This is a genomic window from Pseudomonas sp. B21-036 (assembly GCF_024748925.1).
Taxonomy (GTDB): Bacteria; Pseudomonadota; Gammaproteobacteria; order Pseudomonadales; family Pseudomonadaceae; genus Aquipseudomonas; species Aquipseudomonas palmensis.
The window spans coordinates 2,862,187-2,883,643 of sequence record NZ_CP087178.1; the positions used below are offsets into that span (position 1 = coordinate 2,862,187).

Annotated in this window: 27 protein-coding genes; 18 read left to right on the plus strand and 9 right to left on the minus strand. The window is 64.7% G+C overall.

The features are described from left to right. Nucleotides 1-33 precede the first annotated feature (33 nt). The 10 genes from LOY33_RS12710 to LOY33_RS12755 all read left to right on the plus strand — a co-directional run bounded on the left by LOY33_RS12710 (nt 34) and on the right by LOY33_RS12755 (nt 11,991). A complete protein-coding gene (locus LOY33_RS12710) occupies nt 34-315 on the plus strand; it encodes a peptidylprolyl isomerase (RefSeq protein ID WP_043860171.1) in 282 nt (93 codons plus the stop codon). A gap of 69 nt (nt 316-384) precedes the next feature. After that, nucleotides 385-2,226: an extracellular solute-binding protein gene (locus LOY33_RS12715; RefSeq protein ID WP_253086710.1), complete on the plus strand. Its 1,842-nt coding sequence runs from the start codon at nt 385-387 to the stop codon at nt 2,224-2,226. Then, nucleotides 2,223-3,281: a microcin C ABC transporter permease YejB gene (gene yejB, locus LOY33_RS12720; protein ID WP_058540166.1), complete on the plus strand. Its 1,059-nt coding sequence runs from the start codon at nt 2,223-2,225 to the stop codon at nt 3,279-3,281. The genes LOY33_RS12715 and yejB overlap by 4 nt, the downstream gene beginning before the upstream one ends. After that, the gene (locus LOY33_RS12725; protein WP_213607481.1) at nt 3,281-4,303 is read left to right on the plus strand and encodes an ABC transporter permease; all 1,023 of its coding nucleotides are present in this window, start codon (nt 3,281-3,283) and stop codon (nt 4,301-4,303) included. Before yejB ends, LOY33_RS12725 begins: the two co-directional genes overlap by 1 nt. A gap of 28 nt (nt 4,304-4,331) precedes the next feature. Beyond that, complete coding sequence (locus LOY33_RS12730) at nt 4,332-5,726, plus strand: sigma-54-dependent Fis family transcriptional regulator (protein WP_100632779.1); 1,395 nt, start codon at nt 4,332-4,334, stop codon at nt 5,724-5,726. Between the two features lie 576 nt (nt 5,727-6,302). Next, on the plus strand, nt 6,303-7,694 hold the full coding sequence (locus LOY33_RS12735) for a GntP family permease (RefSeq protein ID WP_058540163.1): 1,392 nt from the start codon (nt 6,303-6,305) through the stop codon (nt 7,692-7,694). A gap of 10 nt (nt 7,695-7,704) precedes the next feature. Next, nucleotides 7,705-8,475: a 3-hydroxybutyrate dehydrogenase gene (hbdH, locus tag LOY33_RS12740; RefSeq protein WP_043861492.1), complete on the plus strand. Its 771-nt coding sequence runs from the start codon at nt 7,705-7,707 to the stop codon at nt 8,473-8,475. Nucleotides 8,476-8,543: 68 nt separating this feature from the next. After that, nucleotides 8,544-9,023: a serine protease inhibitor ecotin gene (eco, locus tag LOY33_RS12745; RefSeq protein WP_253086694.1), complete on the plus strand. Its 480-nt coding sequence runs from the start codon at nt 8,544-8,546 to the stop codon at nt 9,021-9,023. Nucleotides 9,024-9,114: 91 nt separating this feature from the next. Continuing rightward, nucleotides 9,115-9,390 (plus strand): peptidylprolyl isomerase, encoded by a 276-nt coding sequence (locus LOY33_RS12750; protein WP_038611202.1) that lies wholly within the window; start codon nt 9,115-9,117, stop codon nt 9,388-9,390. A gap of 150 nt (nt 9,391-9,540) precedes the next feature. Then, nucleotides 9,541-11,991 (plus strand): autotransporter outer membrane beta-barrel domain-containing protein, encoded by a 2,451-nt coding sequence (locus LOY33_RS12755; protein WP_253086695.1) that lies wholly within the window; start codon nt 9,541-9,543, stop codon nt 11,989-11,991. 3 nt (nt 11,992-11,994) lie between these two features. Here the strand turns inward: LOY33_RS12755 and LOY33_RS12760 are convergent, their stop codons facing one another. Further along, nucleotides 11,995-12,621: a LysE family translocator gene (locus LOY33_RS12760; RefSeq protein WP_043861489.1), complete on the minus strand. Its 627-nt coding sequence runs from the start codon at nt 12,619-12,621 to the stop codon at nt 11,995-11,997. A 101-nt stretch (nt 12,622-12,722) separates the two neighbouring features. On the opposite strand from LOY33_RS12760, the gene LOY33_RS12765 reads away from it, so the two are divergent. Next, complete coding sequence (locus LOY33_RS12765) at nt 12,723-13,055, plus strand: hypothetical protein (RefSeq protein WP_258658358.1); 333 nt, start codon at nt 12,723-12,725, stop codon at nt 13,053-13,055. Here LOY33_RS12765 and LOY33_RS12770 read toward each other — a convergent pair. Then, nucleotides 13,048-13,737: a metallophosphoesterase gene (locus LOY33_RS12770; RefSeq protein WP_253086697.1), complete on the minus strand. Its 690-nt coding sequence runs from the start codon at nt 13,735-13,737 to the stop codon at nt 13,048-13,050. The genes LOY33_RS12765 and LOY33_RS12770 overlap by 8 nt on opposite strands. An 84-nt stretch (nt 13,738-13,821) precedes the next feature. On the opposite strand from LOY33_RS12770, the gene LOY33_RS12775 reads away from it, so the two are divergent. The 4 genes from LOY33_RS12775 (at nt 13,822) to LOY33_RS12790 (ending at nt 15,123) form a co-directional block, all read left to right on the plus strand. Next, nucleotides 13,822-14,049, plus strand: a complete 228-nt coding sequence (locus LOY33_RS12775; RefSeq protein WP_043861486.1) for a hypothetical protein — start codon at nt 13,822-13,824, stop codon at nt 14,047-14,049. A gap of 62 nt (nt 14,050-14,111) precedes the next feature. After that, on the plus strand, nt 14,112-14,336 hold the full coding sequence (locus LOY33_RS12780) for a hypothetical protein (protein ID WP_043861485.1): 225 nt from the start codon (nt 14,112-14,114) through the stop codon (nt 14,334-14,336). A gap of 119 nt (nt 14,337-14,455) precedes the next feature. Continuing rightward, on the plus strand, nt 14,456-14,668 hold the full coding sequence (locus tag LOY33_RS12785) for a hypothetical protein (protein WP_043861484.1): 213 nt from the start codon (nt 14,456-14,458) through the stop codon (nt 14,666-14,668). A 203-nt stretch (nt 14,669-14,871) separates the two neighbouring features. After that, nucleotides 14,872-15,123: a hypothetical protein gene (locus tag LOY33_RS12790; RefSeq protein WP_043861483.1), complete on the plus strand. Its 252-nt coding sequence runs from the start codon at nt 14,872-14,874 to the stop codon at nt 15,121-15,123. A 54-nt stretch (nt 15,124-15,177) separates the two neighbouring features. Here LOY33_RS12790 and LOY33_RS12795 read toward each other — a convergent pair whose 3' ends face one another. From LOY33_RS12795 to LOY33_RS12810, 4 genes are all read right to left on the minus strand, one after another. Then, nucleotides 15,178-15,360, minus strand: a complete 183-nt coding sequence (locus LOY33_RS12795; protein ID WP_078480403.1) for a DUF6021 family protein — start codon at nt 15,358-15,360, stop codon at nt 15,178-15,180. An 84-nt stretch (nt 15,361-15,444) separates the two neighbouring features. Beyond that, entirely contained in the window at nt 15,445-15,624 is a 180-nt protein-coding gene (locus LOY33_RS12800; protein ID WP_080922870.1) for a hypothetical protein, read from the minus strand. 104 nt (nt 15,625-15,728) lie between these two features. Next, nucleotides 15,729-15,902 carry a hypothetical protein gene (locus tag LOY33_RS12805; RefSeq protein ID WP_253086698.1) on the minus strand — a complete coding sequence of 58 codons (174 nt, stop codon included), beginning with the start codon at nt 15,900-15,902 and terminating at the stop codon, nt 15,729-15,731. Nucleotides 15,903-16,023: 121 nt separating this feature from the next. After that, complete coding sequence (locus tag LOY33_RS12810) at nt 16,024-17,067, minus strand: ABC transporter substrate-binding protein (RefSeq protein ID WP_258658366.1); 1,044 nt, start codon at nt 17,065-17,067, stop codon at nt 16,024-16,026. 192 nt (nt 17,068-17,259) lie between these two features. Between LOY33_RS12810 and LOY33_RS12815 the strand changes: the two genes are divergently transcribed. Further along, nucleotides 17,260-19,212, plus strand: a complete 1,953-nt coding sequence (locus LOY33_RS12815; protein ID WP_253086700.1) for an FAD-dependent oxidoreductase — start codon at nt 17,260-17,262, stop codon at nt 19,210-19,212. 45 nt (nt 19,213-19,257) lie between these two features. Continuing rightward, the gene (locus tag LOY33_RS12820) at nt 19,258-19,860 is read left to right on the plus strand and encodes a helix-turn-helix domain-containing protein (RefSeq protein WP_043861479.1); all 603 of its coding nucleotides are present in this window, start codon (nt 19,258-19,260) and stop codon (nt 19,858-19,860) included. A 47-nt stretch (nt 19,861-19,907) separates the two neighbouring features. Here the strand turns inward: LOY33_RS12820 and LOY33_RS12825 are convergent, their stop codons facing one another. The 3 genes from LOY33_RS12825 to LOY33_RS12835 form a co-directional block, all read right to left on the minus strand. After that, nucleotides 19,908-20,081, minus strand: coding sequence for a hypothetical protein (locus LOY33_RS12825; RefSeq protein WP_167400191.1), 174 nt, complete (start codon nt 20,079-20,081; stop codon nt 19,908-19,910). 40 nt (nt 20,082-20,121) lie between these two features. Further along, the gene (locus LOY33_RS12830) at nt 20,122-20,316 is read right to left on the minus strand and encodes a hypothetical protein (RefSeq protein ID WP_054914550.1); all 195 of its coding nucleotides are present in this window, start codon (nt 20,314-20,316) and stop codon (nt 20,122-20,124) included. An 82-nt stretch (nt 20,317-20,398) separates the two neighbouring features. Continuing rightward, nucleotides 20,399-20,914, minus strand: coding sequence for a DUF4142 domain-containing protein (locus LOY33_RS12835; RefSeq protein ID WP_043861503.1), 516 nt, complete (start codon nt 20,912-20,914; stop codon nt 20,399-20,401). A 196-nt stretch (nt 20,915-21,110) separates the two neighbouring features. On the opposite strand from LOY33_RS12835, the gene LOY33_RS12840 reads away from it, so the two are divergent. Next, nucleotides 21,111-21,245 carry a hypothetical protein gene (locus LOY33_RS12840; protein ID WP_255001044.1) on the plus strand — a complete coding sequence of 45 codons (135 nt, stop codon included), beginning with the start codon at nt 21,111-21,113 and terminating at the stop codon, nt 21,243-21,245. The last annotated feature ends 212 nt before the right edge of the window (nt 21,246-21,457 follow it).

A 21,457-nucleotide genomic window follows, 5' to 3' on the forward strand; every position in this document is an offset into this window, starting at 1 on the left:
AGGCTGCACCTTTACTCACCAGGAGCATTCTCCATGGCAAAAGCCACCGCCCGTCACATCCTTGTCGCCAGCGAAGACAAGTGCAACGAACTCAAGGCACAGATCGAAGCCGGCGCCGACTTCGCCGAAATCGCCAAGGCCAACTCCACCTGCCCCTCCAGCCGCCAGGGCGGTGACCTGGGCTCGTTCGGCCCCGGCCAGATGGTCAAGGAGTTCGACACCGTGGTGTTCAGCGCACCGGTGAACACTGTTCAAGGCCCGGTGAAGACCCAGTTCGGCTATCACCTGCTGGAAGTGACCAGCCGCCAGGACTGATCGGCCTTGGCCGCATCTGCCGGCCGTGTCGAGGGTCGGCCCGCTCCTGTGAGAGCGGGCTTGACCCGCATTGTGCTGTTCGCCCTTGCCCCGCTGCTGTTTCTGCTGCCTCCCTGGCAAACCCTGATCGCCGCCCCCAGCCACGCCCTCACCGTCTATGGTGAAGCCCCCCGCTACCGCGCCTCGTTCAGCCATTTCGACTACGTCAACCCGCAAGCCCCGAAAGGTGGAAGCCTGCGTCGCTCGGCGCTGGAAATCGGCGGCTTCGACCATGTGCTGCCCTACATCGACAAGGGCACCGGGGTCAGCGAGGTGGACGGCTGGCTGTATGCACCGCTGGCCATTCGGTCACTGGACGAGCCCTATACCGTGTACGGCCTGATCGCGCAAAAGCTCGAGCGCAGTGCCGATGGGCTGTGGCTGCGCTTCTACATCGATCCGCGTGCGCGTTTTGCCGATGGCCGGCCAGTGCGTGCCGAGGATGTGCGCTTCACCTACCAACTGCTGCTGCGTGAAGGCAATCTCAAGTACCGCACGCAGTTTGCCGACGTGGCTGCTGTGGTGGTCGAGACGCCCCTGCAGGTACGCTTCGACTTCAAGAACAATCAGAACCGTACCCTGGCCCTGGACCTGGCGTCGCTGCCGGTATTGCCCGAGCACGCGCTCGACCAGGATGCATTCACCAACGGCGGCGGCTTCCAGGCGCTGGTGGGTAGCGGCCCGTACCGCATCGCACGGGTCGACAACGGGCGCAGCATCACCTTCGAGCGCAACCGCGACTGGTGGGCACGGGACCTGCCGGTCAATCGTGGGCGCTACAACTTCGACCAGCTGAAGATCGAGTATTTCGGCGACACCGACGTGGCGCGCCAGGTGCTGCGCGGTGGCGGTTACGATTACAACCGCGAGTTCTCCGCCACCGGGTATTCGACCGGCTACAACGGCCCGGCCCTGGACGACGGGCGCCTGCAACGTGCGCACCTGGCCCGAGGGGCGCCGCAGAACGCCCAGGGCTATGTGTTCAACCTGCAGCGCCCGATGTTCCAGGACCGGCGCGTGCGCCAGGCGCTGGGCCTGCTGTGGGATTTCGAATGGAGCAACCGGCAGATGATGCGCAACCTGTACATCCGCCAGCAGAGCTTTTTCGCCAACAGTGCGCTGGCCGCCCGCGCCCTGCCCGACCGCGCAGAGCTCGCCCTGCTCGAACCCCTGCGTGCCCAGGTGCCGGCCGAGGTATTCGACCGGGTGTTCGAGGCGCCGCGCACCGACGGCTCGGGGCTGATCCGTGACAAGCAGCTGCAAGCCCTCGCTCTGCTGCAGCAGGCCGGCTGGCGCCCGCAGGGCGATCAGCTGGTCAATGCCCGGGGCGAGCCGCTGAGCTTTACCTTCCTCAATGGCCAGTCGGGCCTGGAGCGCCTGCTGCTGCCGTGGAAACGCAACCTGGCGCAGATCGGCATCACCCTGGACATACGCCGCATCGACGCGGCCCAGTACGTCAACCGGCTGATGGCCCGTGACTACGACATGATCGTCACTGGCTACCCGGTGTCGCCCTCGCCGGGGCTGGAGCTTTACAGCTACTTCGGCTCGGCGGCGGCTACCGACCCTGGCTCGAACAACTACATGGCCCTGCAGGACCCGGCGGTGGACAGCCTGATCGACGGCCTGGTCAAGGCCGCGAGCCCGGCCGACATGCTGCGCCATGCCCATGCGCTGGACCGGGTGCTGCAATGGAACTACTACTGGATCCCCAATTACTACCCACCCGGCGCCTCCACGGTGTGGTGGAACCGCTTCGGCATCCCCAAGGTGCAAGCCAGCAATGACCCGGCGCTGGACACCTGGTGGGAGGTCAGCCCCACCCCGCTGACCACGGCGCAGATGGCCGAGCGCCTGGAGGCTGCGCCATGACCGCGTACATCCTGCGCCGGCTGCTGCTGATACTGCCCACCCTGCTGATCATTGTGCTGGTGAACTTCGTGATCATCCAGGCGGCACCGGGCGGCCCGGTAGAACAGGCCGTGGCGCGCCTGCAGGGTATCGGCGGCGGTGCGCCGGGGGCCGGCAGCGACACGCTGCACAGCGACTCGCGGGCCAGCCGCGGGCTGGACCCCAAACTGCTGGAGACCATCAGACGCCAGTACGGCTTCGACAAGCCGGCCCACGAGCGGCTGTGGCTGATGCTCACTCGCTACGCCCAGCTGGATTTCGGCAGCAGCTTCTTTCGCGGTGCCAAGGTCACCGACCTGATCCTGGACAAGTTGCCGGTCACCCTCTCACTGGGCCTATGGGCCACCCTGATCACCTACCTGGTGTCGATCCCGCTGGGCATCCGCAAGGCCATCCGCCACGGCAGCGCTTTCGATGCCTGGAGCAGTGCGCTGATCGTGATCGGCTATGCGCTGCCAGCGTTTCTGTTCGCACTGTTGCTGATCGTGCTGTTTGCCGGTGGCACCTCGCTCAACTGGTTTCCGGTGCGCGGGCTGGTGTCGGAGAACTTTGCCGAGCTGAGCCTGGCCGGCAAGCTGGCCGACTATTTCTGGCACCTGGTGCTGCCGGTGGGCTCGCTGGTGATCGGCGGTTTCGCCACCCTCACCCTGCTGACCAAGAACGCCTTCCTCAACGAGATCACCCGCCAGTACGTGGTCACCGCGCGGGCCAAGGGCCTGAGCGAGCGTCGGGTGCTGTACGGGCATGTGTTTCGCAACGCGATGCTGCTGGTGGTGGCGGGCATTCCCCAGGCGCTGATCACGGTGTTCTTCGCAGGCTCGCTGCTGATCGAAGTGATCTTCTCGCTCGACGGCCTGGGCCGCATGAGCTACGAGGCGGCGGTGTCGCGGGATTACCCGGTGGTGTTCGGTTCGCTGTTCATCTTCACCCTGTTCGGCCTGTTGATCCGCCTGCTGGGCGACCTGTGCTACACCCTGGTCGACCCGCGTATCGACTTTGCCACGAGGCAGCACTGATGCGGCGCCTGTCGCCGTTGTCCAGGCGCCGGCTGGCGAATTTTCGGCGCAATCGCCGCGGCTGGTTCTCGCTGTGGGCGTTCGGGCTGCTGTTGCTGCTCAGCCTGGGGGCGGAGCTGGTGGCCAACGACAAGCCGCTGCTGCTGGGCTACCAGGGCAGCCTGTACTTCCCCGTCTTCAAGCGTTACACCGAACAGCAGTTCGGCGGCCAGTTGCCGTTCCAGCCCGACTACCGCAGCCAGTACGTGCGCCAGCTGATCGAGGGCCAGGGTGGCTGGATGCTGTTTGCCCCGATCCCCTTCAGCGCCGACACCCCCAACTACGACCTGCAGGTACCCACCCCCAGCCCACCCACCGCCACCAACTGGCTGGGCACCGACGACCAGGCGCGCGACGTGCTGGCGCGGGTGCTGTACGGCACCCGTGTGTCGATACTGTTCGCCCTGCTGCTGACCGCCATCAGCACCGTGATCGGCGTGGCCGCCGGCGCCCTGCAGGGCTACCACGGCGGCTGGGTGGACCTGATCGGCCAGCGCCTGCTGGAAGTGTGGTCGGGGCTGCCGGTGCTATACCTGCTGATCATTCTCAGTGGTTTTGTGGAGCCCGGCTTCTGGTGGCTGCTGGGAATCATGGCGCTGTTTTCATGGCTGGCGCTGGTGGACGTGGTGCGCGCGGAGTTCCTGCGCGGGCGCAACCTGGAATACGTGCAGGCCGCCAGGGCGCTGGGCCTGCCCGACCGGCTGGTGATCGTGCGGCACATTCTGCCCAATGCGATGAACGCCACGCTCACCTACCTTCCGTTCATTCTCACCGGGGCCATCTCGACCCTCACTGCACTGGATTTTCTCGGTTTCGGCATGCCCGCCGGCAGCGCCTCCCTGGGCGAGCTGGTGAACCAGGGCAAACAGAACCTGCAGGCACCATGGCTGGGGTTTACCGCATTCTTCACCCTGGCGTTGATCCTTTCGCTGCTGGTGTTCATCGGCGACGCATTGCGCGAGGCGTTCGATCCACGGGCATAATCGCAGCCTCATTACGGCGGAGCGGCCCATGCAAGACAGTGACAGCCTCAAGGACTACCAGCGCGTGCGCCAACTGGCGATCCGCTCGCTGTTCGAGATCATCGAGCAATCCAGCGAGGGCACGATCATCGTCGATCGCGATGCACGAATCGTGTGGATGAACCAGCGCTACGCACGGCGCTTTGGCCTGGAGGACGCCAGTGCCGCGATTGGTCAGCCGTGTGAAAGCGTGATCCCCGGCAGCCAGATGCGCGACGTGATCACCCAGGGCCGGCCGATTCTGCTGGACATGCTCGACACGCCCAAGGAGCCGCTGGTGGTGATGCGCCTGCCGATCCACGATGCCGAGGGCGCGGTGATGGGCGCCATCGGCTTTGCCCTGTTCGATGAGTTGCACAGCCTTTCGCCGCTGCTCAAGCGCTATGCCAGCATGCAGCAGGAACTGGCCTCGACCCGCTCGCTGCTGCGTGCGCGCCAGGCCAAGTACAGCTTTGCGCAGTTCATCGGTACCAGCGCCGCAAGCCTTGAGGTCAAACGCCGCGCGCGGCGTGGGGCCAGCAGCGATTCGCCGGTGCTGCTACTGGGTGAGACCGGCACGGGCAAGGAGTTGCTCGCCCATGCCATCCACGCCGCCTCGCCCCGCGCCCACAAGCCGTTTGTCAGCATCAACAGCGCCGCTATCCCGCACGATCTGCTGGAGGCCGAATTCTTCGGCACCGCGCCGGGTGCGTTCACTGGCGCCGACCGCAAGGGCCGGCCGGGCAAGCTGCAGGTGGCCGAAGGCGGCACGCTGTTTCTCGATGAGATCGGCGACATGCCGCTGGCGCTGCAGAGCAAACTGCTGCGCGTGCTGCAGGAAAAGGAATACGAGCCGGTGGGTTCCAACCAGATGCTGCAGAGCGATGTGCGGGTGATTGCTGCCACTTCGCGCGACCTTTCGGCAGCGATGGCCCGCGGGGAGTTTCGCGCCGACCTGTATTACCGCCTGAACGTGCTGCCGATCGAGGTGCCGCCGTTGCGTGCCCGGCTCGATGACCTGCCGGCGTTGAGCGAGGCGATACTGGAGGAGCTGGGCAGCCGTCATGAACTGCAGGCACCGGCACAGGCGCTGCTGGCCCGACATGCCTGGCCGGGCAACATTCGCGAGCTGCGCAACGTGTTGGAGCGGGCCACGCTGATGGCCGACCAGCAGCAACTGACTGCCGCCCAGGTGCAATCGGCATTGGGCCCATTGACGCCCCTTACAGTCGACACCGACCCCGTAACCGACTACAGGCAGGCGTGCGAAGCATTCGAGCGCCAGTTGCTGGAAAACGCCCTTGCCCGCTGCGCCGGGAATGTGCCGCAGGCCGCGCGTGAGCTGGGGTTGGGGCGTTCGACGCTGTACAAGAAGCTGGCGGTTCTGGGGATTAAGTCTCAATAGAGAGACTGTCATCTCAACCTGGAGACGGCCTTGCTGATGAATGGGCACAACGCGGTCATAGACCTGTTTGCGCGGTGTATCAGGCAGATCGCATGTGCAGGTTTTACTGGCGCTGCGCACCAGATCGCGGGGCAAGGCCCGCTCCTACGGCCTGCCGGCCAGAGGCGTAGGAGCCGGCCTTGCCGGCGAACGGGCGCGAAGCGGTCGTAGACCCTGACTGCGCGATGTATCAGGCAGACCGCATGTACAGGTTTTACTGGCGCTGCGCACCAGATCGCGGGCAAGGCCCGCTCCTACGGCCTGCCGGCCCGAGGCGTAGGAGCCGGCCTTGCCGGCGAACGAGCGCGAAGCGGTCGTAAAACCAGAGTGCACGGGGTGTCAGGCAGACCCGTGTGCAGATCCTCCTGCGCTGCAAGCGCACGCACGGCACAGCCAGTCTCAAACCAGAGACAATCATTCGATAAATTCTACTGGAATTAATATTTATTTTTATAAATCAATAGCTTATTAACATGGCACGGTCTTCGCTAAGGGCTGCATCCCAACAAAAACAAGATGCACCCAAGGAGACACTCAATGAGTGTGATCATTGCCCTGGCAGCCCTGGCGCTGCTGATGCTGGCGGCCTACCGTGGCTACAGCGTGATTCTTTTTGCCCCCATCGCCGCCCTCGGCGCGGTGCTGCTTACCGACCCTTCCGCCGTCGCGCCCGCCTTCACCGGGGTGTTCATGGAAAAGATGGTCGGGTTCATCAAGCTCTATTTCCCGGTATTCCTGCTCGGCGCCGTGTTCGGCAAGCTGATCGAGCTCTCGGGTTTCTCGCGCTCGATCGTGGCTGCCGCCATTCGCCTGCTAGGCACACGCCAGGCCATGCTGGTGATCGTACTGGTGTGCGCGCTGCTCACCTATGGCGGCGTGTCGCTGTTCGTGGTGGTGTTCGCGGTGTACCCGTTCGCCGCCGAGATGTTTCGCCAGAGCGATATCCCCAAACGTCTGATACCAGCCACCATTGCCCTGGGTGCGTTCTCGTTCACCATGGACGCCCTGCCGGGCACCCCGCAGATCCAGAACATCATCCCCAGCACCTTCTTCAACACCACCGCCTGGGCCGCGCCTTGGCTTGGCGTGATCGGTACGCTGTTCGTGTTCTGCACCGGGATGCTGTACCTGCAGCGCCAGCGCAACAAGGCGCAGCGCGCCGGTGAAGGCTACGGCAGCGACTTGCGCAACGAGCCCGAAACCGCCGCCGACCTGACCCTGCCGCACCCGCTGCTGGCGTTGTCGCCACTGCTGCTGGTGGGGGTGATGAACCTGCTGTTCACCCACTGGATCCCGGCGTGGTACGGCAAGACCCACAGCCTGAGCCTGCCCGGCATGAGCGCCCCGGTACAGACCGAAATCGCCAAGCTGACGGCCATCTGGGCAGTCGAGGCCGCCCTGCTGCTGGGCATCCTGCTGGTGCTGGTCAGCGCCTTCGGCGCCATCCGCACGCGCCTGGCAGAGGGCAGCAAGAGCGCGGTCAATGGTGCCCTGCTGGCGGCGATGAACACGGCGTCGGAATACGGTTTCGGCGCGGTGATCGCGTCGCTGCCAGGCTTTCTGGTATTGGCCGATGCGCTGCGCAACATTCCCAACCCGCTGGTCAACGAAGCCATCACCGTGACCCTGCTGGCCGGCATCACCGGCTCGGCATCCGGCGGCATGAGCATTGCGCTGGCGGCCATGGCCGACAGTTTCATCAGTGCGGCGCACGCGGCGAACATTCCGCTGGAGGTGCTGCACCGAGTGGCCGCGATGGCCAGCGGCGGCATGGACACCCTGCCGCACAACGGCGCGGTGATCACCCTGCTGGCGGTGACCGGTCTGACCCACCGCGAAGCCTACAAGGACATCTTCGGCATCACCCTGATCAAGACGCTGGCAGTCTTCGTGGTGATCGCTACCTTCTACGCTACAGGCATTGTCTAAGGAGACTTCCATGAGCCTTGCAGGAAAAGTCGCACTGGTTACCGGTTCCACCAGTGGCATCGGCCTGGGTATCGCCCAGGCATTGGCCGGCGCTGGCGCCGATGTGATTCTCAACGGCTTCGGCGACGCCAGTGCAGCGCTTGCCGAGGTGGGCCGGCATGGCACCCGGGTGGGGCACCACGCGGCAGACCTTGGCAGCGTGGAGCAACTGAACGACCTGTTTGCCTATGCCGAACGCGAGTTCGGCGGGGTCGATATCCTGGTCAACAATGCCGGCATCCAGCATGTCGCCCCGGTGGAGGCGTTCCCGGTGGAACGCTGGGACGCGATCATTGCGCTCAACCTTTCGGCGGTGTTTCACAGCACCCGCCTGGCACTGCCCGGCATGCGCCAGCGCAACTGGGGGCGGGTGATCAACATCGCCTCGGTGCACGGGCAGGTCGGCTCGGTAGGCAAGGCCGCCTATGTGGCGGCCAAGCACGGGGTGGTCGGGCTGACCAAGGTGGTGGGCCTGGAGACCGCCACCAGCAACGTGACCTGCAACGCCATCTGCCCCGGCTGGGTGCTCACCCCGCTGGTACAGAAGCAGATCGACGATCGCATCGCCAGCGGGGTCGACCCGCAGCAGGCCCAGCAGGACCTGCTGGCCGAAAAGCAGCCCTCGCACGCCTTCGTCACACCGCAACACCTGGGCGAGCTGGTATTGTTTCTGTGTAGCGAAGCCGGCAGCCAGGTACGCGGCGCCGCCTGGAACATCGATGGCGGCTGGCTGGCCCAGTAGCCATCGGCCTGGGGCGCAGGTACCGCTGGCCGGCTACGACTGTCATTTTCAAACCGCAAGGAGCTTTTATGCGACCGCTTTCCCTGACCGCCCTGTTCATGCTGCCCCTGGCTTTCAGCGCCCCTGTTCTCGCAGCCAGCCTCAAGGATGTGGCCCCTTATCCCGAAGCCGAAAACGGCTTTGTGCGCCAGGTGATCCACCTGCCCGAGCAGAAAGACGAGTCGGCATTCAAGGTCGAGGTACTGGCCGGCAAGACCCTCAAGGTGGACTGCAACCTGCAGCGCCTGGGTGGCAACCTCGAAGAGAAGACCCTCGAAGGCTGGGGCTATAGCTACTACCGGCTGGACAAGGTGATGGGCCCTGTCTCTACCCTGATGGGCTGCCCCGACAACAAGAAGACCGACGCCTTCGTGCCGGTGGTCGGCAATGGTTTCCTGCTGCGCTACAACAGCAAGTTGCCGGTGGTGGTCTACACCCCCAAGGACGTGGAAGTGCGCTATCGCATCTGGTCGGCTTCCAGCGACGTGAAACGCGCCACGGTGGAGTAACCCGCCAAGGCGTGGGTTCGGGGCACGGCGCGCCAAGCCGCCCTGCCCCGAATCAGGCATAATCGCCGGTTTTACCCGTAACAGAGGCAACATGAAAGCACAGGCCCGTCACATCCTGGTCAAGACCGCCGAAGAGGCCGAACAGCTCAAGCAGCGCATCGCCAAGGGCGAAGCCTTCGATGTGCTGGCGAAAAAGTACTCCACCTGCCCGTCGGGCAAACGCGGCGGCGACCTGGGCGAAGTACGCCCGGGACAGATGGTGGGCGCCATCGACCAGGTGATTTTCAAGAAGCCGTTGCGGGTGGTACACGGCCCGATCAAGAGCAAATTCGGCTACCACCTGGTGCAGGTGTTCTACCGCGATTGAGCCCTCTGCCCTGATCGACAGGCGTGCCATCGGTCAGGCGTTTTTGCGCCAATGTGCACATTTCCGATGACCACCTATCATTTCTGCCAGTTGCGACCGCCGTCGCAGCCCTGTATCGCTTGGGCCGATCGCTAGCCCAAGGAGGACGAAATGAGCCCGCCCAGCCGCGTTGCCCTGGCGTGCCTGCCGTTGCTGGGCCCGTGGGCCCTGACAAGTCAGGCGGACTGCACCTTCGCCCCTACCGGCGGCAACGATCGTTATGTCTGCGACAGCGGCATTGGCACCTCCCTTGTCGACCCTGGCGGTGACAACACGCTGATACTGCCGGCCAGGGGCAGCGGCACCCTCGCCGGCAGCGTGACCTTCGGCCCCGGCGCCGACCGCGTCGAAATGGCGTCGGGTATCATCACCGGCGTGCTCGATCAGGGCGCGGGCATCGACACCTTCATCATGACCGGCGGGCAGTTGCAGGCCTTGCAGCAGGGCAACGGCCGCGACCTGTTCCAGATGAGCGGCGGACGCATCATCGGCGCCTTCGAAGATGGCGATGTGGCCTACATGAGCGGCGGGCGCATCGGGCGCGTCGACATGAAGCTGGACCGCAACCTGTTCGACATGTCCGGCGGCATCATCGACGCCAACCTGGTCACAGGCTTTGACCGCGACACGGTCATCGTCAGTGGCGGACGCATCGGCGGCAACATCAGCGTCAGCGGCGGCGACGACAGTGTGACCATCAGCGGTGGCGAGGTGGTGGGCAATGTACTGCTCAGCTTCGGCGACGACAGCTTCACCTGGCGCGACGACGGCATCGTGCGCGGTGCGGTGCTGATGGGCGACGGCAGCGACCAGGCGCTGCTGGCCAACCTCGACGAAAGCCGCGTGGGGCTGGTGCGCCAGGTGGACGGCGGCCTGGGCAGCGACAGCCTGGTACTGGACCATACCCGCAGCAGCCTGGGCGCGCGCTATACCGGTTGGGAGCGCATGGCCCTGACCAACGCCTCGGTCTTCAACCTGGATGACCACCTGGTTCTTGGAGACCAGGGCACGGGTACCGGCACCTTGCTGATCGATGCCACCAGCCAGCTGGTGGCGCGCACCGGCCAGGTGACGGCGTTTGCCGGCGGCACATCGGTGAGCGTGAACAACGCCGGGCTCATCGACCTCAGCAGCGGCGCCAATGCACTGGGCCGCCTGACCCTCGACGGCAACTACGCAGGCAGCAACGGCGTGCTCAAGGTCGACAGCGTGCTCGAAGGCGACGGCGCCGCCTCCGACCGGCTGGTGGTCAACCAGGGCTCGCTGGCCGGCAGCACTGCCCTGCAGGTCAACAACCTGGGCGGCAGCGGCGCGCTGACAGCGGCCGACGGCATCCAGGTGGTCGAGGCCGGCCCTGGCACCACCAGCACCAGCACGGCGTTCAGCCTTGGCCAGCCCTTGTCGGCCGGGGCCTACCAGTACTACCTGTTCAAGGGCGGGGTCAGCGCTGGCAGCGAGAACAGCTGGTACCTGCGCTCGAGCGTGGTCGCGCCCCCGGTATCGGCGCCGCCCCTGCCCGGCCAGCCACCGCCACCGGTGGTGCCGGCGCCCGTGGCCGCACCGGGTACCCCGCCACTGCCCACCCCGGTCGCCGGGCAGGCCATCGTGCTGTACCGCGCCGAAGTGCCGGTGTACGCGGTGGCCAGCCGCGCCGCGGCCATCATCAGCCTGTCGACCCTGGGCACCTTCCACCAGCGCCAGGGCGAGCAACGCCTGCTCGACGAACAAGGCCCGGTGGCCGCCGGGTGGGCCCGCACCTTTGGCGAGCACCTGCGCCAGCAGTGGTCCGGCACGGTGTCGCCAAGCCTGGACGGCAACCTGAGCGGTTTCGAGGTGGGCCATGACCTGTATGCGACGCACACCGACGACGGTTATCGCCAGCACGCCGGGGTGTATGTCAGCCATAGCCGGCTCGATGGCGATGTCAAAGGCTTCGCGCTGGGTTTCGAGGACAATGCAGTGGGCGATGTTCGCCTCGATGGCGACAGTGTCGGCGCCTACTGGACGCTGATCGGCCCCGGGCAGTGGTACGTGGACACGGTGCTGCAGTACACCGATCTGGACGGCCGCGCCCGTTCCGATCGCGGCGTGAAGCTCGATCTGGATGGGCATGCCCTGGCGGCCTCCGTGGAGGCCGGCTATCCGCTGGCATTGAGCGCGCGCTGGGTGGTCGAGCCCCAGGGGCAGGTGATCGCCCGCAAGGTCGACTTCGATACACGCAGCGATGGCATTTCAACGGTCACCCAGGACAGCCAGACCAACTGGACCGGGCGCGTTGGCGCACGAATCAAGGGCACCTATCTGGCCGGCAGCGTGCCGCTGGAGCCCTACCTGCGCAGCAATGTATGGCGCAGCAGTGGCGGGCGCGACACCCTGCGGTTCGACGGGGGCGAGCCGATCAGGACTGATCAGGCCGCCACCTGGATGGACGTGGGCGCCGGCCTGAGCGCCCGGCTGAGCCCCGCCGTGGCGATGTACGGCGCAGTGACCTACAGCGCCAACCTTGACAGCCGCCAGCAGGAATCGATTGGCGGCACCCTGGGGCTGCGCATCCGCTGGTAGAGCTCAGGCCCGGCGTGCGGCGAGCAGGCCGAACCCCGCCAGGCCCAGCAACGATGCGCTGACCCGGTTGAACAGCCGACGCGGTGCAGGCTGGTTGAACCAGCGCTGCATGTACGCCCCCAGCCAGCCGTAGATGGCGATGGCCAGCCACTCCAGTACCAGGAACATCGCCCCCAGCACGGCGAACTGCTCGGCCACCGGCGTGGCGCTTGTCACACTGACGAACTGGGGCAGGAACGCGGTGAAGATCAGGATGGCCTTGGGGTTGCCCGCCGCCACCAGGAACTCCTGGCGCGCCAGGCGCAGGGTGCCCACGCCGCGTGCACCGACCTGCGCGGCCTCGCCGACCGGTGCGCGCCACAACTGCCAGGCGATGTAGAACAGGTAGCCGGCGCCCAGCACCTTGACCAGCAGGAACAGGTATTCACTGGTATGCAGCACCACCGCCAGGCCCATGGCGGCCAGTACGATCATGCCGGCAAACGCCAGCAGGCGGCCGGCGCCAGCCAGGCAGGCCGTGCGCAGGCCGTAGCGGCTGGCGTTGTTCAGCGACAGCAGGTTGTTGGGGCCAGGGGCCATGTTCAGGGCGAAACAGGCCGGGATGAATAACGCGAGGGTGGTCAGGTCCATGAGGGGCTCCGGTGGCTGGGGCAACGAGTTTCAAATGCCCTGCCGGCCAGCGTCAAGTCATGTATGATCGCGCGCTTCTCGAAATCTGCCAGGAGGCGACCATGCGCCAGAACAGCGTGGGCAGCGGCCATATGATGGTCTTGCTGATGGCTGGCTTCCTGTTGATTGTGGGTGCCCTGGCGATGGCCCTGCTGAACCTGCAAGACCTGCAGGCGGGCAGCGTGACCAGTATGGTCAGCAACCGTATCCGGCCAGTCCACCACGTGACCCATACGCTGCGTGACAACCCCGACGCGTTTCATGCCGCGATCCTGTTCAAGATGGTGTTCAGTGGCCTGATGCTGCTGGTTGGCGTCGCGTTGGCATGGGTATCGATACGCCAGCTCAGGCGAACCCCCACCAAGCCCAACGGTGACCCGTGGTGGTTCATCTAGGCGTCTGCAGTAACTCAAGGCTGGCAAGATCAAGCAGGCTGAAGTGTCCGCTTGCCCAGCCGCCGGTATCGAGGTGCCAGACATTGCCCAGCACCTTTACCTCGCGCAGCGTGGTGTGCCCGACGATCAGCGCACGCAAGCCCTGAACCTCGCCAGTGTCGCCCTGCTGCAAGCGTCGTCGCGACCATTGGCACACCTCCTGAACATCGGCTGAAGGTTCGCCTGCCAGGTGCTCGCACAGTGTCTGCCAATGCGCGAACGGGCAGTCGGCGTGCAGCAGGCCGACCAGGCCTTCAGGGGTTTGCAGCTCCAGCGCCAGGGGCATCTGTTCGAAGGCGGCCACAAAGCGGGCCTGGGCCTGCGCATCCAGGTCAAGAAACCAGCCGCCACCACTGGCGCGGTACATCGCCTGGTCCAGCCAGTGGCCCCGCACGTGGGCAATGGCCAACGCTTCATGATTGCCTTGCACCGCGTGAAACCAGGGTTGATCGAGCCATGCCAGCGCCTGTTCGCTGTCGGGCCCACGGTCGACCAGGTCGCCCACGCTGAAAAGCCGATCGATGGCCGGATCGAACCCGACGGCATCCAGTGCCTGCTGCAGGCGCTGGAAGTGCCCATGGATATCGCCCACCGCGATATCGCGACCACGACGGTTGGCCCGTACCTGCACCCTGGCGCTCATGCTGTGCCTCCCCTCTTCTGTTGCCGATGGTGTCGCCTGCTAGAATGCACCCATTTGAACGCAATCAGCCCATCCGAGGTATCCATGGGTATCAAGAAGTCCTCCGCAGAACTCAAACGTGACCTGAAGCTGGTCGCCACCGACCTGGAGCGTACCGCCGGTGAAATCAGCAAGCTGGCCGAGCGCATCAAGGACGTCGACGTGGTGGCGGTGCTGCACCTGATGAACCGCCTGTACCGGGACTCGGACAAGCTCAAGGCCTATGCCGACGAGGTCAAGGACGGGCGCATCGTGCGCGGCAAACCCGATTGAGGCTGGGGGGGCCAACTGCCGGCGCACTGCTACACTTAATTCGCCGAAGGGAGGAATGCGCCATGTCCGACAAAGAGATCACCACCCTGCTGACCCTGATCAACCACCGTCAGGACCGCCTGGCCGTGGCCTGCAAGGAGATCGCCGACTGGATCGACCGCCAGGGCGATGTACCGGTGGCGGGCAAGATCCGCGACACCCTCAAGGCCGTCGAAGCCGACGAGGTGCTGGTGAAGAAGACCCTGACCTCCCTCACCCTGGACCGACCGCTGCCGCGTTTTCGCTAGCCGCTGACAGGCAGGCGCATCGCCCGTTCCGATGGAATTGTTGTCGCAATATCAATATGATAGCGGCCTGTCGCACGCCGTTCGTGCGACAGTGGACAATGACTCGGGAAGGATTACTCGTGAAAGATTTTGTTATCAGCGTCAACAACGTGGTGCTGTACGTGGCACTGGCCGTCATCTGGATTTCCGGCCTGTTCATGTTCAGCCAGAGCTTCCTGGCTGGCCTGGGCACATTGATTGTCGGTACGCTGACCTGGTGTATCGTTTCCGGCTTCTGGTTCGTCCAGTCGGCCACCTACGAAGAACTGCGCAAGCTCAACAACAAGCCCTGACGCCCCGGCGTAGCGCTTGACCCACTGCCCCGCGGCGTTGCCCGGGGCAGTTCTGTTTCAGGGCCCTGCTGCCCGCCCCCACCCCGCAACCTGCTGTAACGCAACCGGTCGCCCCCTCGCGACATCCGGTGGAATCCCTGCCGCCCTGGCCTGTCGGAAGCTGTGCAACGCCCTTCATACCCATGAACACTGCGAGGCAGGCAATGACCAATCAAACACTGCAAAACGAAGTACTCACCCGGCTGTACCACGCCCACCCGAACGGGTTGGGCAAGGAAGTGCTGGACAACTTCGAAGGCGAAAAGGCGGTGGCCGAGACGCTCAAGCAACTGCAGGACAAGGGGTTGATCCAGGACGGTGCGGTCACCGTTGGGGCCGACGATGAACCGTCAGTGCGTTACCCGATCAAGCTCAGTGCGGCGGGTGTGACCGCGGCCAAGGCAGCCGGCGGCTGATTGCACGGCTGATTGCAAAAAAGGCCCGGCATTGCGCCGGGCCCTTGTTTGCGGCTACTCGCCAAGAAGCGGTGGCTTGCGTGGTTCTGGCCCGCCCTTGGGCGCCTTGGCCGGGCCTACCGGATCCACCTGCGGGTCATCCAGGTCTGGCGAATCGGGATCAAAGTCCAGCGTGTCCCGTTCAGAGGCGTGCTCGGATGAATGCGGTCCTTCTGGTTTGTGCTGATTACCGGTCATCAATACCTCCACGTCGTCGAATGGGGCCAGGCATCCGGGTGTCTGCCAGCGATCCCCCCAGCCCCCTGGCAGACGCCCCTGCGCTCAATCATTGGGCAGCGGCATGTCTTCGTCATCGGGCACGCCATCACCGCTGGCCGGGTCTTTCCAGTCCTCGGGACGATCTGGCGTGAACACCGGTGGGCGTGCCAGCGGATCGACGTCTTCGGGAGCCGTCGTCGGTTGGGTGGGGTCTTGGGCTTGGGCAGTCACTTGGTCAGTCATGGAACACCTCGCCAGCAAAGGCCCGGAACATCCGGGCCCTGTCAGTTGGAGGTCAGGCCGGGGCCAGGGTGCAGCACACGCGACGAATGGTGAAGCCGGCAGGGCTATGGGTCTTCGGGCTGGTCATCGTCATCGTCGAGCAGACCCCAGGCATCATCGTCCTCGTCATCCTCATCCATACCGCCCGCCTCTGGCTCGGGGGCAATGTATTGATCGTGAAATTCGTAGTCGAGCAGGTGGTCGTGCTCGGGTTCGTGGATATCGTCGTCATCGTGCATGGAACGGGCTCGCCGGCGGTTCTGGTAAGCGCGTATTTAACCAGACTTTGAAGGGGCGCCGCGCGCCCCTTCACAGCTGAGCCCGCTCCTGCAGAACGGTGCAGGAGACGGGCTGCAACGGCTACTTGGTAGCCCAGGCGTTGAACCGCTCCTCCAGTTCGTCACCATGATCGACCCAGAACTCGACGTTCATCGACAGCGCCCCTTGAAGGTTCTGCGGCGAGGTCGGCACCCAGCTGGCCAGCGACGGGTCCAGCTTTGCCGCGGCCTGGGTGTTGGTCGGGCCGTAGGGAATCTGCTGTACATAGCGCACCTGCGCTGCCGGGTCGTTGGTGTAGGCGATCAGCCGCTTGGCCTGGTCGACATGTTTGGAGCCCTTGATGATGGCCCAGTAGTCCATGCCGTACAGGCTGCCGGGCCATACCACCGCCAACGGCGCACCGGCCTGCGCGGCACTGGCGATGCGCCCGCTGTAGGTGGAGGTCATCACCACGTCACCCGCCGTCAGCCACTGCGCCGGCTGGGCGCCTGCCTCCCACCACTGGATGTTGGGCTTGAGCTCGCTCAGCTTGGCAAAGGCGCGGTCCACGCCCTCGGGGGTGGCCAGTACCTTGTAGACGTCCTCGACCTTGACGCCGTCGGCCAGCAGTGCGAACTCCAGGTTGTACACCGCACGCTTCCTCAGGCCGCGCTTGCCCGGGTATTTGTTCACGTCCCAGAAGTCGGCCCAGGAGGTGGGCGCCTGGGCCAGTTTGTCGCGGTCATAGGCGATCGCCACGCTCCACACCAGCGCCGCCGAGCCGCACGCCAGGGCAGCGTCCGGGATCAGCTCGTCGGCATGCCCCAGCTGCTTCCAGTCGAGGGGTTCGTACATGCCTTCGTCGCACCCGCGCATCAAGTCAGGCCCTTCGATCTGCACCACATCCCAGTCCACATTGCCAGTGTCGACCATCACCTTGATGCGGGCCATTTCACCGTTGTACTCGCTCTGGATCAGCTTGCTCTTGTCCTGGGCACTGAACGGCTGGAAGAACGCCACGTCCTGGGCCTTCTGCCCGGCACCGCCATAACCCACCACGACCATCTGCGGAGCTGCCTGGGCACTGCCCAGGCCCAGGGCAAGCAGCACTGCATACAGGCCTGGTTTACGCGGGAACGCTTTCATCGATGGATCCTCCTGCGGGTACCACTCGGCCTGGCGCCGGCGTGGTCCACTTTCTTGTTTTTGTGAGGTAAGCCCCTGCACTGGGGTGACTCGACGCTAATCAAACCCAAGTAAAAAAACAAGTTGATTTTTTACTGTCGGTACACTTTCATAGAAAAATAATAACAACACCCCCGCTGGAGCCTGACCACCATGTCGACCGCCTTCGCGCACCTGTTCACCCCGTTGCAGATCCGTGGCAAGCGCCTCAAGAACCGCATCATGTCCAGCGGCCACGACACCTCGATGCCCACCGACAACCTGGTCAACGAACAGCTGATTGCCTATCACCAGGCCCGGGCCGAAGGTGGTGTGGGGCTGATCGTGCTGCAGGTGGCCGGGGTACACGACAGCGCCCGCTACACCTCCCACGTGCTGATGGCCACCGATGACGCCTGCATCGAGGGGTATCGCCGGCTGGCCGAGACCTGCCATGCCCACGGCACCGTGGTGCTGTCGCAGATCTTTCACCCGGGGCGCGAGATCATGGAGTCCAGCGACGGCTTGCTGGCGGTGGCCTACTCGGCCTCGGCGGTGCCCAACGAACGGTTCCGGGTGATGCCGCGCGAGCTTGACCAAGGCATGATCGACGAGATCGTGGCCGGCTATGCCGCGGCGGCGCGGCGCCTGCATCAGGCGGGCGTGGACGGCGTGGAGGTGGTGGCCAGCCACGGGTACCTGCCCGCCCAGTTCATCAACCCACGGGTCAACCGGCGTAGCGACGGCTACAACGGCGACCTTGAACATCGTTTGCGCTTTGTGCGCGAGGTCATCGCCGCGGTGCGTGCCAGCACCGACGAACACTTCATTATCGGCCTGCGCATCAGCGCCGATGAACGCGACGCCGAGGGCCTGAGCGAAGATGAATCGCTCGGCGCGGTGAAGGCCCTGCAAGGGCAACTGGACTATGTGCATATTGTGGCCGGCACCTCGGCGTCCCTGGGCGGCGCGGTGCATATCGTGCCGCCGATGGCCATCGAGGCCGCCTATCTGGCCCGCGAGGCGGGCACCTTCAAGGCCAGCCTGGACATTCCGCTGTTCGTTACCGGGCGCATCAACCAGCCCCAGGAGGCCGAGCTGATACTTGCCCGCGGCCAGGCCGACGTGTGTGGCATGACCCGCGCGCTGATCTGCGACCCGCAGATGCCGAACAAGACCGACAGCGGCCGGGCCGAAGACGTGCGTGCCTGCATCGCCTGCAACCAGGCCTGTATCGGGCACTTCCACAAGGGCCTGCCGATTTCGTGCATCCAGCATCCGGAGACCGGGCGCGAGCGGCAGTTCGGCCAACTGCAGCCTGCCACACTGCGCAAGAAGGTGATGGTGGTGGGCGGCGGCCCGGCCGGCATGAAGGCTGCCGCGGTAGCGGCGGCCCGTGGTCATCAGGTCACCCTGTATGAGGCGGCCGCCCAACTGGGTGGCCAGGTGCTGCTGGCGCAACTGCTGCCACGGCGCAGCGAATTCGGCGGTGCCAGCACCAACTTGCAACGCGAGATGCAGTTGGCCGGCGTGGAGGTGGTGCGCAATACCCGGGTCGACCGCGCGCTGGTCGAGCGCGAGCAGCCGGATGCCGTGATCGTTGCCACCGGTGCCGCGCCCTACTGGCCGGCTTTCGAGCGCGGCGGCGAGTTGCAGGTGGTCGACGCCTGGCAGGTGCTGCGCGAGCAGGTACAGGTCGGTCGCTCGGTGATGGTGATGGACTGGCGCTGCGACTGGATCGGGCCGGGCATCGCCGAACGCCTGACCCGCGCCGGGCATCAGGTGCAACTGGCGGTCAACGGTACCCACTGTGGCGAGAGCCTGCCGCTGTATGTGCGTGACCAGATGGCCGGCGAGCTGCACAAGCTGGGCATCCCGATCACGCCCTATGCGCGGCTGTATGGCTGCGACGACAGCAGCGTCTACCTGCAGCACACCGCCAGCGGCGAGGCGATGATCTTCGAAGGCATCGACACCCTGGTGCTGTGCCACGGCCATCACCCGGTCGACACCCTGGCCGGCGAGATCCAGGACCTGGCCCCAGTACACCGCATTGGCGATTGCCTGGCGGCGCGTACCGCCGAGGAAGCCATCTATGAGGGTCTTAAAGTCGCCGCGAGCCTGTGAGGCTGTTTATACTCCGGGCCTTTGCAGGGCTGATCGGATAACGCCATGAGCAACAACAGCAAGCTGCCGCCCACCGCCGAGGACGGCAGCGCCGCGCCGCACTTTCTGGGCACGCGCATTCGCGGGCTTCGCAAGCGTCGCGGCATGACCCTGACCGAGCTTGCGCAACAGAGCGAGCTGACCGCCGGCTATATCAGCCAGCTGGAACGCAACCTGTCGTACCCCTCGATACCGGCACTGTTCAATATCGCCCGCAGCCTGGGCGTGACCATCCAGTGGTTCTTCGCCAGCGAGGCGGTCACCGCCCCCGAGGACAGCGGCTACGTGGTGCGCCGGCAGAGCCGACTGAGCGTGCATTACGAAGACGGCATCGTCGACCAGTTGCTCACCCCGCAACCCAACCGCGAACTGGAGATGCTCCACTCGCGTTTTCCGCCAGGCACCTACAGCCAGCAGAGCTACAGCCATGAGGGCGAAGAAGCCGGGTACGTGCTGTCCGGCCGCTTCGAGCTGTGGGTGGGGGATCGCCATTTCGAACTCGGCGAAGGCGACAGCTTCAGCTTCTCCAGCCAGGAGCCGCACAAGTACGGCAACCCGGGTGAAGTGGATGCGGTGGTGATCTGGGTGATCACCCCGCCCACCTTCTGAGCCCTGCGCCCCAAGCCTCGGCTGACTGGGGCGCACGTTCGCTCAAGCTAGTTGTTGGGGGGTTGCCGAGGCGCCGGCTCCGCAGGGGGCGTGTCGGGCTTTTGCATCTGCAGGGAAGACTTGCTGCGATCGGTATCCTTGTCGACATGCTCGGGCTCGTTGAAGCACCCTTGCAGCATCGACAGGCTGGCGACCAGCAACGCCAACGCGGTCAGTTTCATGACGCTAACCTCCAGGCACTGCCGGCATTGGCAACGCCGCTCAGTGGAAGATAAAGGCATTGGCTTCCTTCACCAGCTCGCGCCACTCGCGACTGCTGATGATGCCCGCCACCTCGAGTGCATCGGCGGCCATCAACGCCTTGTCGTAACGCTGCTCGGCGTCCAGTGACGCATGCTCGTGGACCAACGCCTGTCGCCAGTTCTGCAACGCCTGCCTTTTGTCCGTGTCGTTCATCGTCACCTCTCCTCTACGACTGGAACGGTGCGTACTGCATTGCCAATGGCCAGCGCCTGCGCACTGGCCAGCGGGCATTGGCTCAGGGTTGGGCTGCATCACCGCCGTGTGCGCTGGCAAGTGCCCTGGCCTTGGTCAGATGCTCTTTCAGCGTGGGCAGGGTTTTCTCGGCGAACGCCTTGAGCTCGGCATCGGTGCCGTCCTTCACATAGTTCTCGAACAGCTCGATGGTGGCCTCGTGCGCCTTGACCTGGTTGTTGGCATAGGCCTGGTCGAACGACTTGGCGCTACGCAGCTCCAGAATCATCGCCTTGGCCTTGTCCATCAGCATGGCATCATCCGAGACTTCCAGCTTTTTGCTGGCAGCGATGGCCTTGAGCTTCTCGTTGGCTGCGGTGTGGTCCTTGACCATCATGTCGGCAAAGGCCTTCACGTCGCTGGCGCTGCCCTTCTCCTGGGCCAGCTTGCCGGCTTCCACTTCGGCAATGCCTTTGGCCGAGGCGTCTTCCACGAAATCGTCGGCGTCCTGGGCCGCGTGTACCGCGCCTGCCAGGGTAAACGCCAGCGCAAAAGCGCTGCTTCGCAACAGGGTATTCATCATGAAATCCTCGTTCTGTTTTTCGGGAACTGCGTTTGAGGTACCGCTGTTCATGTGAGCGCGTGGCGGCGTGGGTGGTTCATCTTTTTTGCCTGGCCTGTTTGCGGTCGTCGATACACGGGCAAAAAAATTGAATTAGCCCGACACCCGCCCGGTCCAGACCTATGAACGCAGTAAATCTGACGAGGTAACAGCAATGACTATCGAAGCAGAGACACTCGTACAACTGACCGACGCCCTGCGCAAACGCGGCCTGACCCGCGTCTCGGACATCACCTTCATGCGCGCGCCCTACCGGCACAATCACCGCTGGACCTGCACGGTGAAATAGCAATCATTCAGACCAATCCCGTAAGTTTCACAAGCCTTTCACATTCGAAGGCTTATGGTTGACCCAGCTCCTAGTAGAAACCTTTAAGCCCGCTCCCCCCCATCGCGGGCTTTTCTTTGTCTGGGATTTGGGTTGTCACAGATAGGCTGATGACCGAGCCGCCTTTTGTTCAACGCACACAAAAGCGCTCGACCTCATGATTGCCGAGGCGA

Coding starts and splice junctions, on each gene's coding strand:
- eco (WP_253086694.1), top strand. CDS start 8,544: ATGCGACCGCTTTCCCTGACCGCCCTGTTCATGCTGCCCCTGGCTTTC.
- LOY33_RS12820 (WP_043861479.1), top strand. CDS start 19,258: ATGAGCAACAACAGCAAGCTGCCGCCCACCGCCGAGGACGGCAGCGCC.
- LOY33_RS12795 (WP_078480403.1), bottom strand. CDS start 15,360: ATGACCGGTAATCAGCACAAACCAGAAGGACCGCATTCATCCGAGCAC.
- LOY33_RS12775 (WP_043861486.1), top strand. CDS start 13,822: ATGGGTATCAAGAAGTCCTCCGCAGAACTCAAACGTGACCTGAAGCTG.
- LOY33_RS12805 (WP_253086698.1), bottom strand. CDS start 15,902: ATGCACGATGACGACGATATCCACGAACCCGAGCACGACCACCTGCTC.
- LOY33_RS12790 (WP_043861483.1), top strand. CDS start 14,872: ATGACCAATCAAACACTGCAAAACGAAGTACTCACCCGGCTGTACCAC.
- LOY33_RS12770 (WP_253086697.1), bottom strand. CDS start 13,737: ATGAGCGCCAGGGTGCAGGTACGGGCCAACCGTCGTGGTCGCGATATC.
- LOY33_RS12735 (WP_058540163.1), top strand. CDS start 6,303: ATGAGTGTGATCATTGCCCTGGCAGCCCTGGCGCTGCTGATGCTGGCG.
- LOY33_RS12710 (WP_043860171.1), top strand. CDS start 34: ATGGCAAAAGCCACCGCCCGTCACATCCTTGTCGCCAGCGAAGACAAG.
- LOY33_RS12810 (WP_258658366.1), bottom strand. CDS start 17,067: ATGAAAGCGTTCCCGCGTAAACCAGGCCTGTATGCAGTGCTGCTTGCC.
- LOY33_RS12800 (WP_080922870.1), bottom strand. CDS start 15,624: ATGACTGACCAAGTGACTGCCCAAGCCCAAGACCCCACCCAACCGACG.
- LOY33_RS12840 (WP_255001044.1), top strand. CDS start 21,111: ATGACTATCGAAGCAGAGACACTCGTACAACTGACCGACGCCCTGCGC.
- LOY33_RS12835 (WP_043861503.1), bottom strand. CDS start 20,914: ATGAATACCCTGTTGCGAAGCAGCGCTTTTGCGCTGGCGTTTACCCTG.
- LOY33_RS12725 (WP_213607481.1), top strand. CDS start 3,281: ATGCGGCGCCTGTCGCCGTTGTCCAGGCGCCGGCTGGCGAATTTTCGG.
- LOY33_RS12780 (WP_043861485.1), top strand. CDS start 14,112: ATGTCCGACAAAGAGATCACCACCCTGCTGACCCTGATCAACCACCGT.
- LOY33_RS12765 (WP_258658358.1), top strand. CDS start 12,723: ATGCGCCAGAACAGCGTGGGCAGCGGCCATATGATGGTCTTGCTGATG.
- LOY33_RS12830 (WP_054914550.1), bottom strand. CDS start 20,316: ATGAACGACACGGACAAAAGGCAGGCGTTGCAGAACTGGCGACAGGCG.
- LOY33_RS12730 (WP_100632779.1), top strand. CDS start 4,332: ATGCAAGACAGTGACAGCCTCAAGGACTACCAGCGCGTGCGCCAACTG.
- LOY33_RS12825 (WP_167400191.1), bottom strand. CDS start 20,081: ATGAAACTGACCGCGTTGGCGTTGCTGGTCGCCAGCCTGTCGATGCTG.
- LOY33_RS12815 (WP_253086700.1), top strand. CDS start 17,260: ATGTCGACCGCCTTCGCGCACCTGTTCACCCCGTTGCAGATCCGTGGC.
- LOY33_RS12750 (WP_038611202.1), top strand. CDS start 9,115: ATGAAAGCACAGGCCCGTCACATCCTGGTCAAGACCGCCGAAGAGGCC.
- yejB (WP_058540166.1), top strand. CDS start 2,223: ATGACCGCGTACATCCTGCGCCGGCTGCTGCTGATACTGCCCACCCTG.
- LOY33_RS12760 (WP_043861489.1), bottom strand. CDS start 12,621: ATGGACCTGACCACCCTCGCGTTATTCATCCCGGCCTGTTTCGCCCTG.
- LOY33_RS12755 (WP_253086695.1), top strand. CDS start 9,541: ATGAGCCCGCCCAGCCGCGTTGCCCTGGCGTGCCTGCCGTTGCTGGGC.
- hbdH (WP_043861492.1), top strand. CDS start 7,705: ATGAGCCTTGCAGGAAAAGTCGCACTGGTTACCGGTTCCACCAGTGGC.